The 14,241-nt window shown below is 60.3% G+C and carries 13 protein-coding genes; 12 read left to right on the forward strand and 1 reads right to left on the reverse strand.

What is annotated here, in order from left to right:
* Positions 1–48: 48 nt before the first annotated feature.
* Positions 49–2,199 (forward strand): thiamine pyrophosphate-dependent enzyme, encoded by a 2,151-nt coding sequence (locus ACQY7U_RS14420; protein ID WP_428645548.1) that lies wholly within the window; start codon positions 49–51, stop codon positions 2,197–2,199.
* Entirely contained in the window at positions 2,199–3,749 is a 1,551-nt protein-coding gene (locus ACQY7U_RS14425) for an indolepyruvate oxidoreductase subunit beta family protein (RefSeq protein ID WP_428645550.1), read from the forward strand. The genes ACQY7U_RS14420 and ACQY7U_RS14425 overlap by 1 nt, the downstream gene beginning before the upstream one ends.
* 238 nt (positions 3,750–3,987) lie before the next feature.
* Here ACQY7U_RS14425 and ACQY7U_RS14430 read toward each other — a convergent pair whose 3' ends face one another.
* Entirely contained in the window at positions 3,988–5,124 is a 1,137-nt protein-coding gene (locus ACQY7U_RS14430) for an aminotransferase class V-fold PLP-dependent enzyme (RefSeq protein WP_428645551.1), read from the reverse strand.
* Positions 5,125–5,343: 219 nt separating this feature from the next.
* Between ACQY7U_RS14430 and ACQY7U_RS14435 the strand changes: the two genes are divergently transcribed.
* From ACQY7U_RS14435 to ACQY7U_RS14480, 10 genes are all read left to right on the forward strand, one after another.
* Positions 5,344–6,051 (forward strand): GntR family transcriptional regulator, encoded by a 708-nt coding sequence (locus ACQY7U_RS14435; protein ID WP_428645553.1) that lies wholly within the window; start codon positions 5,344–5,346, stop codon positions 6,049–6,051.
* Between the two features lie 27 nt (positions 6,052–6,078).
* Entirely contained in the window at positions 6,079–7,167 is a 1,089-nt protein-coding gene (locus ACQY7U_RS14440) for a cupin domain-containing protein (protein ID WP_428645554.1), read from the forward strand.
* Between the two features lie 67 nt (positions 7,168–7,234).
* Positions 7,235–8,437: an ABC transporter substrate-binding protein gene (locus ACQY7U_RS14445; protein WP_428645556.1), complete on the forward strand. Its 1,203-nt coding sequence runs from the start codon at positions 7,235–7,237 to the stop codon at positions 8,435–8,437.
* A 17-nt stretch (positions 8,438–8,454) separates the two neighbouring features.
* The gene (locus ACQY7U_RS14450; protein ID WP_428645558.1) at positions 8,455–9,228 is read left to right on the forward strand and encodes an ABC transporter ATP-binding protein; all 774 of its coding nucleotides are present in this window, start codon (positions 8,455–8,457) and stop codon (positions 9,226–9,228) included.
* On the forward strand, positions 9,225–9,944 hold the full coding sequence (locus ACQY7U_RS14455; RefSeq protein WP_428645560.1) for an ABC transporter ATP-binding protein: 720 nt from the start codon (positions 9,225–9,227) through the stop codon (positions 9,942–9,944). Before ACQY7U_RS14450 ends, ACQY7U_RS14455 begins: the two co-directional genes overlap by 4 nt.
* Positions 9,941–10,831: a branched-chain amino acid ABC transporter permease gene (locus tag ACQY7U_RS14460; RefSeq protein WP_428645562.1), complete on the forward strand. Its 891-nt coding sequence runs from the start codon at positions 9,941–9,943 to the stop codon at positions 10,829–10,831. Before ACQY7U_RS14455 ends, ACQY7U_RS14460 begins: the two co-directional genes overlap by 4 nt.
* Positions 10,831–11,796: a branched-chain amino acid ABC transporter permease gene (locus ACQY7U_RS14465; protein WP_428645564.1), complete on the forward strand. Its 966-nt coding sequence runs from the start codon at positions 10,831–10,833 to the stop codon at positions 11,794–11,796. Before ACQY7U_RS14460 ends, ACQY7U_RS14465 begins: the two co-directional genes overlap by 1 nt.
* 325 nt (positions 11,797–12,121) lie before the next feature.
* Entirely contained in the window at positions 12,122–12,559 is a 438-nt protein-coding gene (locus ACQY7U_RS14470) for a CBS domain-containing protein (protein WP_428645565.1), read from the forward strand.
* 261 nt (positions 12,560–12,820) lie between these two features.
* Complete coding sequence (locus tag ACQY7U_RS14475) at positions 12,821–13,561, forward strand: DUF6270 domain-containing protein (RefSeq protein WP_428645566.1); 741 nt, start codon at positions 12,821–12,823, stop codon at positions 13,559–13,561.
* A gap of 71 nt (positions 13,562–13,632) precedes the next feature.
* Positions 13,633–13,785 (forward strand): hypothetical protein, encoded by a 153-nt coding sequence (locus tag ACQY7U_RS14480; protein ID WP_428645567.1) that lies wholly within the window; start codon positions 13,633–13,635, stop codon positions 13,783–13,785.
* The last annotated feature ends 456 nt before the right edge of the window (positions 13,786–14,241 follow it).

Raw genomic sequence — 14,241 nt, forward strand, 5'->3', positions numbered from 1 at the left:
GGGCTCCGTCGAGATCGGGCCCGTCGACAAAATCAGGAATGCGTTGGAATGGCAGAAAGATCCTTCAAGGCGGAGGTTGAACACCTCCGCAAGGGTACGGGAGACACATTTACAGGTGAGGGCATCCTGGCCATCACCAAGGCGCTCCTTGAAAACGGTGTCGGTTACGTGGGCGGCTACCAGGGCGCTCCGATTTCGCATCTCATGGATGTGCTTGCCGATGCCCAGGACCTCATGGGTGAACTCGGCATCCGCTTCGAGGCCAATGCCTCCGAGGCGGCAGCCGCCGCGATGCTGGCAGCTTCCGTGCATTACCCGATCCGCGGCGCCGTCACCTTCAAGGGCTCCGTTGGCGTCAATGTCGCCTCCGACGCGCTTGCCAACCTGGCGTCTTCGGGCGTCAACGGCGGGGCGCTGGTGATCGTCGGCGAGGACTACGGCGAGGGCTCCTCCATCATGCAGGAGCGGTCCTACGCCTTTGCCATGAAGTCCCAGTTCTGGCTCATGGACCCGCGTCCTAACCTGCCATCCATCGTAAAATCCGTCGGCGACGGTTTCGCGCTCTCCGAGGCGAGCAACACGCCGGTCATGCTCATGGTAAGGATACGCTCCTGCCACGTGACCGGCAGCTTCGCCACGAGGGACAATCTTCCGCCGCCACTTTCCGTCAGGGACGCTCTGTCGAACCCGCAGCGCGACTTCAAGCGGGTCGTGCTGCCGCCGATGTCCTACGCCCATGAGCACGACAAGATCGACAACCGCTGGCCGGCCGCCGAGAAGTTCATTCTGGAAAACAAGCTCAATGAGCGCTTCGGTCCCGAAGAAGGCAAAGTCGGCATCGTCTGTCTCGGCGGCATGTACAACGGTGTGATCCGTGCCCTTCAGCGGCTTGGCCTTGCCGACATCAGCGGCAACACTTCCGTGCCGGTCTACGTCCTGAACGTCACCTATCCGCTGGTGAAGTCGGATCTGCTCGACTTCTGCGAGGGCAAGGAAGCCGTGCTTCTGATCGAGGAAGGCCAGCCGGAATTCATCGAACAGCAGTTGGGGTCGATGCTCTACAAGGAGGGCAAGACAACCAGGCTGGAAGGCAAGGGCATCTTCCCGAAGGCCGGCGAATACACCGGGCAGATCATGTTCGACGGCATCGACAGCTTTGTCCGTCAGTATGCGCCCGAATTGCTGCCCGGCAAGGTGCTTGCGCCGAACGCGCCCAAGCCGGAGATGCCGGATCTCAGCAAGACGGTGCCCATCCGACCGCCCGGATTCTGTACCGGCTGTCCGGAACGGCCGATCTTCGCCTCGCTCAAGCTGGCCGAACAGGAACTGGGCAGCCACCAGATTACCGGCGACATCGGTTGCCATTTGTTTGCCTGCCTGCCGCCCTTCGAAATCGGCGGCTCCACCATGGGCTACGGTCTCGGGCCCGCGTCGAACGCGGCCTTCGACGGTGGCGGCGAGAAAAGGGCGATCTCGATCCTTGGCGACGGTGGCTTCTGGCACAACGGCCTGTCCTCGTCGATCGGCAACATGGTCTTCAACAAGTCCGACAGTGTCGCCATCATCGTCGACAACTACTATTCGGCGGCAACGGGCGGTCAGGACGTACCCTCCAGCCGGGCGAAGAACGCCACCAAGTCGACCAACAACCCGATCACGAAAGCCCTTGAGGGGGCGGGCGTGAAATGGATCCGTCAGATCGACCGGACCTACGACGTCACCAAGATGCGCGCCACCATCCGCGAGGCCCTGACGACGGACTATGACGGTCCGAAAGTGATTGTTGCCTCGTCGGAATGCATGCTGAACCGGCAGCGGCGGGAGAAGCCGCAACGCAACAAGGCGATGGCTTCCGGCGAACGGGTCGAGGTGCCACGGTTCGGTGTCGACCAGGACGTGTGCACCGGCGATCACGCCTGCATCCGTCTGTCCGGCTGCCCGTCCTTGTCGCTGAAAAAACTGGACGACCCGCTGCGGGACGATCCGGTTGCCCATATCGACCAGTCCTGTGTCGGCTGCGGCAACTGCGGCGAAGTCGCGGATGCGGCGATCCTGTGCCCGTCCTTCTATGAAGCCAAGGTGGTTCACAATCCGGGCGGGGGAGAGGCCTGGTTTGCGGGACTGCGCCGCAAGATCATTTCCTGGCTGCAGACCCGCCGCGCCAGCCGCCGCCTGACATTCACGACGGAGGCCCAGTAATGTCTCTCGCATTGCCACTTGATGCCCGCCCGACCGATCCGGCCCTCGAGGGCATCATCAAACTTGCCGTTCTGGCCGTTGGCGGGCAGGGCGGCGGGGTTCTGACCAACTGGATCGAATCCGTCGCCCGCTCCGAAGGTTATCACTGCCAGGCGACCAGCGTTGCCGGTGTCGCCCAGAGAACCGGCGCCACCATCTATTATGTCGAAATGGCACCGGGCGATGTCGCAGCCCCTGTGTTTTCTCTCGCCCCCTCTGCCGGGGACGTCGACATCACCATCGCGGCAGAAATGATGGAAGCCGGACGCGCGATCATGCGCGGCTTCGTCACCCCCGATCGCACGACACTGATTGCCTCAACCCACCGGATGCTTGCCGTCTCGGAAAAGACGGTGCCGGGCGACGGCATGGCTTCTTCCGAAGAGGTGAAGGCTGCAGCCGAGGTGGCCGCGCAAAAGCTCATCCTGGCGGATATGGACGGGGCGGCGGTCAAGGTCGGCTCTGTGATTTCCGCCTCGCTCTTCGGCGCACTTGCGGGCTCCGGGGCCTTGCCTTTTGAAAGGGCCGCTTTCGAGGAAGCGATCCGTGCCAGCGGCAAGGGCGTGGAAGCGAGCCTGAGGGCCTTCGCCGCCGGATATGAGCTGGCCCAGAAGGGCGAGACGGCGCAGCCGCAACAGCCTGCATCCGAAACAAAGGCGCTTGCGGCCCCGGCGGGCTCCCAGAAAAGCCGCGATGCCTGGATGGGCCTGGAGGCGCGGATCGCCGATCTGCCCGAACCGGCCAGGGACATGGCAAGGGCGGGTCTTCGGAAAGTCGTCGACTTCCAGGACATCGCCTATGGCGGCGAATATCTGGACCGGCTTGAGAAACTCGTCCGGTTCGACAGCCACGATCGGGAATTCGAGCTTTCGCGGGAAGCGGCAAAATACATTGCCAATGCCATGGCCTATGACGATGTCATCCGTGTCGCGGACCTGAAGACACGGGCGCAGCGTTTCGACCGCATCGAGAGCGAAATGCGTCTTGCGGACGGCAAGCTGCTGCAGCTCACCGACTACCTTCACCCGAGGGCGGAGGAGATTGTCGGACTTCTTCCGGAAAAAACGGGACGGAAACTGGAGAACGATCCGGCCTGGATGAAGCGGATCGACCGCTGGTTCAACCGGGGACGACGCATCCGGACCGATAGCCTGCGCGGCTTCGCGATGCTCTATTTCCTCGGGGGCTTGCGCGGCTGGCGCCGCAAAACGCTTCGCCACCGGATGGAACAGGACCACCTGAATGCCTGGCTGGAACGGGTGAGCGAATGCTTGCCGGATCGCTATGACTTCGCCGTGGAAATTCTGCGCTGCCGCCGTCTGGTGAAGGGCTATTCGGATACCCATGCGCGCGGCCTGTCGAAATTCGACAAGGTGCTTGCAGGTGCGCGGCTGGTGGAAGGAAGGGAAGACGGCCCCAAATGGGTCGAGCGCCTGCGCGAGGCGGCGCTCAAGGACGAAAAGGGCACGGAACTCGACGGCGCTCTGAAGACGATCGAGAGTTTTGTATGAGGCGAGGTCACCTAGGGGCTGGACGTCGGGCACTAAAGAGCACGCCGCTGTCCTTCCGTTGGTCACGCCGGGCGAGCATGGCGAGACCCGGGGCCCACTCGTTTCCAGAGCGTTTGGGATTGGAGGGGCGGGCTTGCTCCTGAAATTGTGTCCGAACGGAAAAGGGGCTCTGAGAGTGGGTCCCGGATCTGCGCTTAACGCTTGTCCGGGATGAACTCCGTGATTGCCGCTTGCTTTTCTAAGAGCCCGCGAGCGACTTTCCGAGTACGTCCAGAAGCTCCCGCGTCGCGTCTTCCGTCGTCTGTATGCCGGGCGACAGTCTCAGCGTCGCGCTGCGGGTGTCGGCTGAGAAACCGGCCGTCCTGAGTGCGTCCAGCACGCGAGCGGCCACCTCGCTGGAGGTCAGTTCGAACATAAGGCTGCCGCCGCGCTCCCCTTCGGGCCGTGGTGTCAGCAATTTCAGGCCGAGATCGTCTGCTCCGGCTATCAGGATGTCGCAGAGCTTCCTGTTGTGGCGGAAGATCGCGTCCCTGTCCGCACCGGCGTGCCACTTGAGGGCCGGGACGGATGCCGCCGCCGGCATGATCGACGGCGTGCCGTTGTCGAACCGGCGGATATCCGGGGCATACTCGAAGGCGTTGATGTCCCAGTTGAAGGGATTGTCCTGGCTGAACCAGCCGCGCAGTTCGGGCCGGCACTCACTTACCAACTCCGGATGGACATGGAGAATGCCTGCCCCCGGAGTGCCGCACATCCATTTCAGGCTCGTCGAGACGGCAAAGTCGACTTCGGGCGCGTTGACCGAATAGGGCAGGAGGCCGGCCGCCTGGGTTACGTCGACGCCGATGAGGCTGCCCATCCGGCGGCCATGGGCGACCAGGCTGTCGAGGTCCGTGCGATGGGATGTGGTCGAACTGACCCAGGTAATGAGGGCCAGGGCGACGTTGTTGTCCCACTCGGCGATCATGTCCTCGTCCGCCACCCAACTGGCGCCTTGCCTTGGCCGCACCGTCTGGAGCTCGAAACCGAGCCGTTCCTGCAGCCGGGTCAGCAGAAAGTGGTTCGAAGGGAAGCAGTCCGCCGCCACCAGTACCTTGCGCCCGCGCAAAAGTCCGTCCGGCAGGGCCGTCATCAGCATGTGCACGCCTTGCGTGACGTTTTCGCAAGTGGTTGCCGAACCTGCCGGGGCGCCGATCAGCGCGCGCCAGTAATCGATGAATTCCGCGCGCTTTCCCAGAAGGTAGGGCCACTGCTTGTCGTTGGACGCGCCCCAGACGGACGCAAGTTCGGCCATCGCCGACGTTAAGTCCTGCTCCTTGCCGGGATACTGCCCGATGGAGTGGTAAAGGAAGTAGCCGTCTTCGCTGGTCGTCATGCGCTCCCCCAAATTGCGACGGTGATACCGCCTGTCCGAAAGTGTCGTTTTTGATTGTGGTCGCTATTGACCTGTACGGATTTATTCGTATACAGTTTTTGAGATAGTTCAAGCTTAAAGGATCTGAAAAGCGCAGAAACAAGCAGATAAATCAGGAAATTCCTGACTTGTTGGCGAATTTCAGTATACGATTTAAGGCGTCCGTTAGGGAGGGGTGGCGTGACGAACTTGAAGTCTTCGCAGGACTCGCCGTCCGGGCAGAGCACGAGCGCCCAGATCCACGATGTGTTGACGGGGCGTATCCAGCGCGGCGAAATCCATCCGGACAGCCGGTTGGTGGATACAGCCGTGGCGTCGGAATTCGGCGTCTCCAGAATGCCCGCCCGCGATGCCCTGATGCGCCTGTCTCATGAAGGCTATCTGGAGCCGACGACGCGTGGGTTCACGTTGCCGCGGCTGGATCATGAAGAAATCCTGGAAATCTTCGACCTTCGCCGCCTTCTGGAGCCGCGTGCTGCCGCGATGGCGGCCCACGGTCTGACGGAAAAGGATCTTGCGGCACTTGGCGATGTTCTGAAAGAAGCCCGCGCGGCCATGGCGGCAGGCGACTCCGAGCGCCTGTTCCGGGCCTGTGAGATCTTCAGAAACGGCTGGATCGATGCGGTGTCCAACTCATCGCTGCGCAAGGCGCTTCAGCGCTACATGACCCAGGTTCAGGTTGTCCGCATGATGACCTTCGCGAACCAGGCCAACCATCCGCTGATCGTCGCCGGCAATACCGAACTGCATGAAGCCTTTTGCCGGCGGGACAGCGTTGCCGCAAGCGACCGGATCCTCCGTTTTGTGTTTGAGGGAGAAGCAGCCTACCGCGCCGCGCATGAAGGAGCTTTGATTGATCGCTCCAGCGCTTCCAGGCGTTCCGGCTGAACGAATATAGAAAGCGATGGACACAGCATGACCGAAACCCGCGCCGAAATTCGATTGCCGACGAAGGATCTTTCCAAGGACCTGCCTTTCTTCACCAGGACGCTCAAGATGCGTCTGGACATGATCTATCCGGCGGATAATCCGGAAATTGCCGTCTTTTCCGGGCACGGCCTTCGGGTCCGCGTCGAGAAGGGCGCTCCGGAAGGGCCGGGCACCTTGCGCATCCTGACGGAAAATCCGGATGAGTTTGCCGATGGCGAGCGCCTGCTTGTCGCCCCCAACGGCACGCGGGTGGAAATCGACGAACTCAATCCGCCGCTGGTCCTGCCGGAAACGGAGCATGCTTTCGTGGTTCGCAGGCTTGCCGACCAGGCGCCCTGGGTGATCGGGCGGGCCGGCATGGCCTACCGGGACCTCGTGCCCTCGCGCCTTGGCGGGGCCATGATCGCTTCCCACATCCGCGTGCCCGACGGTCCGGTGCCGGACATGGTGCATTTCCACAAGGTCGGCTTTCAGCTGATTTTCTGCATCCGCGGCTGGGTCGATGTGCTCTACGAGGACCAGGGCGACGTGCGGCGCCTGACGGCAGGCGACTGCTTTATCCAGCCCCCGGAAATCCGGCACCGGGTGATGCATGCGGCCGACGGCATCGAGGTGATCGAGATCGGCGTTCCGGCCGAGCATATCACCGAGATCGATCACGAGATGACCCTGCCGACACCGAACGAGCGGCCGGACAGGGAGTGGCAGGGGCAGAAGTTCGTCCACAATCTGGCCAGGAACGGCACGTTCGAGCCGTTCCGTATTCCCGGTTTCGAAGCGCGTGACACTACCATCTGCGACAACACCAAGGGCGTGGCCTCCGTAATGGTTGCAAGGCCGAGTGGAACGGTGTCACCTTGGACTCGTCATGAAGGAGATATTTTGTTCAACTTTGTGCTGGCAGGCGAGATGACCCTCGAGGGTGAAGGCAAAGATCCTTACCGCCTGTCCGCCGGAGACGCCTTTGTAATCCCGCCAAGGATGGCGACACGTTACTCGGGCGCAACACCGGACCTGGAGCTGCTGGAAGTCAGCCTGCCGGGCCGGTTCGAGACGGAAGTTCTGCGCGATTAGACCCGTCGGGAGGAACGGAACGGGCCGTGCGGAATTTATGAAAAACAATGCAGTGAGGGGAAGACAGATGAAAAAGTTGACGACACTTGTTGCCGCGGCAGCATTGCTGGGTACGGGATCCACCGCGATTGCGGACGACACCAAGATCGGCATCCTGATGGATATCACCGGACCGATTGCCAACTTCATTCCACCGCTGCAGAACGCGGCCAATCTTGCCGTCAAGCAGGTGAACGAGCAGGGCGGCCTGCTCGGTGGCAATGTGGTCGCCGTTTATGGCGACACCACCGGCACCGCACAGGGTGCGGTCGATGCCGCGCAGAAGCTGGTCAACATCGAGAACGTGCCGATTGTCATGGGCTCGCTGATGTCCGGCACCACGATTGCTGCGGCGGAAGCTGCCATTATTCCGGCCGGCGTCGCACAGATCTCGCCGACGGCAACCTCGCCGGCCATGACGGAACTTGAAGACGACGGTCTCGTCTTCCGGATCGTTCCCTCCGACAACTACCAGGGCGAGATCCTCGCCAAGATGGTGCTCGACGATGGCCTGAAGAAAGTTGCCGTCACCTATGTCAACAACGACTATGGGGTAGGCATCGGCGAGACCTTCATGGAAGCCTACAAGAAGGCGGGCGGCGAGATCGTGGCCGAAGCCAAGCATGAGGAAAAGAAGGACTCCTACCGCTCCGAACTGGCCAGCCTTGCCAAGGGCGGCGCGGAAGCCCTGGTCGTGATCGCATATGCGGGCGATTCCGGCGGCAAGATCGTCCGCCAGGCCATCGAAGGCGGTCTCTTCACGAAATTCATCGGCACGGACGGTCTGCGTGATGAACTGCTGATCGAAAACGTTGGCGCGGAAGCCCTGAAGGACTCCTTCTTCTCCTCGCCGACATCTCCGGCCGAGAACCCGGCCCAGACGACGCTGCATGATGCGTTCAACGCCGAATATGGCGAAGGTGCCGACAAGGCCTTTGTCGACCAGACCTATGATGCAACCTTCCTGGCCCTGCTGGCGATCGAGAAGGCCGGTTCCACTGACCGGGCCAAGATGGCGGCGGCCTTGAAGGAAGTGGCCATGGCACCGGGCGAAAAGGTCGGTCCGGGCGAATGGGCCAAGGCTGTCGAGCTGATCAAGGCCGGCAAGGACATTGACTACGACGGCGCCAGCGGCACCGCCGAGTTCGATGAAAACGGCGATGTCGGCGGTTACATCGGCAAGTTCGTGGTCGATGGCGACAGCTATAAACAAATCGCAATCGTTGAATAAGCCGGATTGATTGCAGCGTGATCAAGCTGGAGGATATCTGCGTCGATTTCGGTGGTTTGCGGGCCGTGAACCATGCAAGCTTCGAGATCGACGCAGGCCGCATTACCGGCCTGATCGGGCCCAACGGTGCAGGCAAGACCACGGCGTTCAACGTTATCGCCGGGGTCTATCAACCCAGTTCCGGGCGTGTGCTGTTGAACGGCCGGGACATTACAAGACTCAAACCCCATCAGCGGGCAGAAGCGGGCCTGGCGAGGACCTTTCAGATCCCGCATGAATTCGCGCGCCTGTCTGTCCTTGAAAACCTGATGGCATCCGCCTCCGCTCCGGAAGGCGAAAACGTGTTCAACGTGGTCTTCCGGCGTGGACGCTACCGGGCCGAGGAGCGGGAGATCTATGATCTCGCCCGCGAGACCATCCAGCTCCTGGAACTGGAGCATGTCATTGACGAGAAAGCCGGAAATCTCTCCGGCGGCCAGAAGAAACTGGTTGAACTCGGCCGGGCCCTGATGCGCGACCCGAAAATCATCCTTCTGGACGAGATCGGGGCAGGCATCAACCGGACCCTCCTGTCCAAACTCGCGGACAAGATCCTGATGCTGAACCGCGAACGGGGACTGACCTTCTGCCTGATCGAGCACGACCTCGATTACGTCTCCAAGCTTTGCGACCACGTCCTGGTCATGGCCCAGGGCACGCTCCTGACGGAAGGGACGGTCGACGAGGTCCGGAACGACGACAGGGTGATCGAAGCCTATTTCGGCGGTGGCAAATACGAGGCCCGCACATGAGCGCTTGCCTGACGGTTGAAAACGTCACCGCCGGCTATGGCGGCCCGCCGGTGATCGAGGACATTTCGCTTGAAGTTCAGCCCGGCGAGATCGCCGTCATTCTGGGGCCGAACGGAGCGGGCAAATCGACGCTGTTGAAGACGATCTTTGCCCTGACGCGCGTTTCGTCGGGCTCCATTCGCCTTGGCGAACGGGAACTGACCGGCTGCGCGACCTCCGAGCTGGTGCCGCTCGGCGTGTCCGCGGTTCCGCAGGTGAAGAACGTCTTTTCAACGCTCTCGGTGGAAGAGAACCTGGATGTCGGCACCTATGCCGCCCCGCCCAGGGACAAGGCCGCCACACGGGAGAAGGTGCTTTCGCTCTTCCCGGACCTGCAGGACAAGCTGAAACAGCCCGCCGGAGAACTCTCCGGTGGCCAGCGCCAGATGGTGGCCATGGGCAGGGCGTTGATGAGCGACCCTAAACTGGTTCTCCTGGACGAACCGACGGCAGGCCTGTCGCCCGCCTATCTGGAGCGGATCTTCGACCTGCTTCTCGACATTCGCAAAACCGGGATCACGATTTTGATGGTGGAACAGAACGCCCGCCAGGCGCTGCAGATCGCCGACCACGGCCATATACTGGTCAACGGCCGCAACTATGCCAGCGGTACGGGCAAGGACCTCCTGGCCGATGAAGATGTACGCCGCCTCTTTCTCGGAGGGGCTGCCGCATGATCGAGTTCGTCAATTTCTACCTGTTTCCGGCGCTTGCGATCGGCAGCATCTACGCCCTCGGTGCGGTCGGGATTTCGATGATCTTCGGCATCCTGCGGTTCGCTCATTTCGCCCATGGCGATCTGATGACCGTGGCCGCCTACGGCATCCTGGCCATGGCGGCGATCCTGCCGATCAATCCGCTCCTCCTGATCCCGTTCGGTATTGCCCTCGCGGTCGCCTCGGCGCTCGCGGTCGACCGGCTCTTCTATCGTCCGCTCAGGCAGCTTCCCACCATCTACACGGTCATCTCCTCCTTCGGTGTCGCGCTCATCTTTCGCTCTCTGGTGCAGCTCCTGTGGGGCTCGGAAAACCAGGTCTATTCCTCGGGCGTGACACCGCCACTGGTGTTGTTCGACACTTTCCGGGTGTCGGTCCTGCACCTGCAGGCCGTTGCCGCCACCGCCGTCATCGCCGTGCTGCTGCACTACTTCCTGACAGTGACGAAAACGGGTCGCTCCATGCGGGCGGTGGCAGACGATCCCGAACTTGCCGAGGTCTCCGGCCTCGACACGGCCAAGGTCGTGCGCTGGACATGGATCATCGGCGCGTCGCTGGCCGCCATTGCCGGAGCGTTTGCCGCGCTCAACACCTCCGTTCACCCCAACCTCGGCTGGAACCTGTTGATGCCCATGTTCGCCGCAGCGATCCTGGGCGGCATCGGCAAGCCGATGGGCGCGATGGCGGGCGGCTTCATCATCGGGCTTGCCGAGGAGCTGTCCTCCTATCACTGGATCGGTGAGGGGGCGCTCATCTCGCCGTCCTACAGGACCGCCGTCGCCTTCGTCATCATGATCGGACTGCTGATTTTCCGGCCGCGGGGTCTCTTCAAGGGAAGGTTGCTGTAATGGAACTCACGGGCCTTTTCTTCTATGTCGTCAGTCTCCTGATCCTGGGGGGCATCTACGCACTCCTTTGTCTGGCGCTTAATATCCAGTGGGGCATGGGCGGGCTGTTCAATGCCGGGATCGCCGGGTTCTTCGGGGTCGGCGCCTACACTTCGGCAATCCTTACGACAGCCGTCTCGAAAAAACATCTGGGCGGCTTTGATCTTCCGGTTCCCCTGGGCCTTCTGGGAGCGGCGATCGTCGCCGGCCTGGCTGGCTGGGCAGTTGCGAAAATCTGCGTGCGCCTGAAGAGCGATTACCTCGCCATGGCTTCCATCGGGATTGCGGAAATCCTGCGTCTCGTCATCGTCAACGAGAGCTGGCTGACCAACGGCAGCCTCGGTATCTCCCGGATCCCGAGGCCGCTTGCGGACCTCGCCAGCGGCAGGATGACGGACGTCGTCTTTCTCGGCTTCGTCTGGATGGTCGTCCTGCTGGTCTATGTGACCGCCGCCCGTCTTCACGACAGTCCATGGGGGCGCAGCCTTCGGGCAATCCGCGACAACGAAGCGTCGGCTGCCGCAGTCGGAAAGGATGTCGAGAACTTCCGGATCCAGACCTTCGTGATCGGATGCGCGGTGATGGGGATCGCCGGTGGACTTTCCGCCCATTATTTCCGCTTCCTGTCGCCGACGGCAACAGACCCGATGCTGGTGACCTTTCTGGTCTGGGTCATGCTGATGGCGGGCGGTTCCGGCAACAACAAGGGGGCCATTCTCGGCGCGCTGATCATCTGGACGATCTGGTCCGTCACGGAAATCTTCACCAACCGTCTGCCGCCGGAATGGGCGACCCGCAGCTCCTTCATCCGCATGCTGCTGGTCGGGCTGGTTCTGCAGGCCGTCCTGCAAAGGTTCCGCTCCGGTCTCATCCCGGAAAAGTCTCCGCCCGTGAAGTTTCGGGAGAAAAAGGCTTCAGGAGAGTAGGCCGAAGAAACAGCGGTCTGCCATCCGGCAAGACCTTGACTGCGTCCGGACGGGCGCCGGGATCTTGATGTGAAGCCCAAAAATGGTTGTTCACTCGCATTGAAGAACCGGGACCGGCTTTTTACGCCGGTTCCTGTCCGAGTGTTTGCAGTCGGCCGAAAATAATCGTTTGTTATCAGTGTTGGGCAGGATCCATCGCGGCTGGTATACTGTCGCGGGTGCGCTATTCCAAACGGCGTGAGTTTCTTCGGTTGACCGGCTTCCGTGCCTCCGGTGTCCTTCATGCCAGCAAAGCCGGAGAACCAACGGCTGGAGGAACATGAAGATGACGACGGTCCAGCATATCCTCGAAACGAAGGGAAACGACGTCCACTGTATTCATCCGGATAACACCGTCGAAGAGGCGATCCGGATGATGGCGGAGAAAGACATCGGTGCAGTTCTGATCATGGAGGGCGAGCGCCCGGTCGGGATATTCTCCGAGCGCCACTATGCCCGGGAAGTGTTCTTGAAGGGACGGGCGTCACCGACGACGCGGCTTCGGGACGTCATGGAAATCAACCTGATCTATGTCGAACCGCACCAGACCACAGAAGCCTGCATGGCGTTGATGACGGAAAAGCGCATCCGCCACCTTCCGGTCATGAAAAAGGGCAAGCTGCTCGGAATAATCTCAATGGGCGATCTCCTCAAAAGTATTATCGCCGACCGGGAGTTCGATATCGAACAGCTCTTGCTTTATCTGCAGGGGTCGAAGATGTAGCGGATCGGCATCTTCTGCAATATCCGGTTTCCTCTGGTACCGCGCGGACAGCCAGACCTGGCTTGGCAGGGCATGGCTTTGCGAATGTGGTGACCTTGAAATGCTCAGACCCAGCTTCGTTTGTATTGAACCGACGCCCCTTCACCCCGGGGTTGGCATCCCCGTCCACGGGCTCGACGAGATCTTGGTCGCACTGAGAGGGTGCGCTACGTCCGTGTAGGTCAATTCGCGCCTGAGTGCGTGAACCGAAGGGAGTGAAAGTTGAAAGAGAAGAAAGTGCTTGTACTCGGTGGTTGTGCAAGCTTGGGCCTGGTGCAGGGAGTGACCGGAAATGGCCTTAATGTGCCTCGTCTCTCACATGCAAGGACAGGAGGAGTGTCGTTTAGTCGAACGACTTTGAATTCAATTTTTTCCGAAAAACAGTCTGAACCAAACCTTGATGTCTTGGAAAAGGATTATGAAAAGAATTGGATCAGGCAAGATTTCAACAAGTCATTCTTGAGTTTTGTGGAGCATAAAGAATTTGATGTACTTTTGATAGACTTTCTATCGGAAAGGTATCCGTTATCGTATCCGCCAAATTCGCCTGAGAAGATTGTAACCGTTTCAGATTTAGCGAAAAAGGCAAATGTAATACCGAAGGACTGGTGCGAAATTGCTCCCTACGAAGCAGGCAGGAAAAAAGATCTGGAAAAATATTTGTTCAACTTGGTTGAAATACTGAAGAAGAAAGAAAAGTCTCCAAAGGTCATAATAAATACTGTGAGATGCGACGAGGATTTTGATAAAGAAAATAATAAATCAGCAATTATATTGAACAAGCATCTATCATCGCTGTATGACCTCATAAGGGAGCGGCATGATTTATCTGAAATCAACTATGAGGATAACGTGCTAAAGGCCTGCGAGGGGCATCCTTACGGTGATGCACCCTTTCACTTCGGGCCGAGTTTTTATGAGTGCGGTCAGAAACAGCTGAAAGATTTCATGGGCGTTGTTTAGAGATACCGTCAATCGACTTGGCTGAGCCATTCAGCATAGAGGGGCGAGGACAAAAATACCTTTTGGCGGCAATGATTTTTGCTCTCTCGCGTAGCGCTTTCGCGAACGATATCAGCAACACGGTCAACCGGGTTATCGACAGCGATATTTTCCAGATTCACCAGTCGCTGATCAAGATCCTGCTGTGTGGCGAAGACCCGCCGTGGCGGGGTCTGATAGGGTAACGGGAGGCGGCGGCGTTCACCATGGCCCTGGTTCACCGGTGAAGCAACCCGGAGCTGCACGGTGGGCGAGGGGGCTGTGACAGGCGATCGGAAGAGAAATCTTGTGGCCGGTTTGTAGCGCAGTGTTTTGTCGGCGGGCAGGACATAGCATGGCGGTGGTCAAATCCGGTCATGCCTCTGACTGGCTGCGGTTCTCAGGGCGCTATTATTCCAAAACCGCAACCTGTACCAAAAAGGTTTCCTGCCACTGAACCTTCTAGTCGCGACAGGAGTCCGGTTGGTCTTTACGCCGATCGGCGCAGGTCAAGCAATCGCCCGACGCGCGGAGCTATCATCTCGCGCAGCGGGGCAGGGAAGGCGAGCGTGTCCTCGAAGACAAAACGGCCTCAAATGACCACGTGACTGCAAGCAATAGAAGCCTGGTGAAGCGAAGGGCACGAGAAGCAAGTGGTTGAG

The organism is Roseibium sp. (genome assembly GCF_050301095.1).
Lineage (GTDB): Bacteria > Pseudomonadota > Alphaproteobacteria > Rhizobiales > Stappiaceae > Roseibium.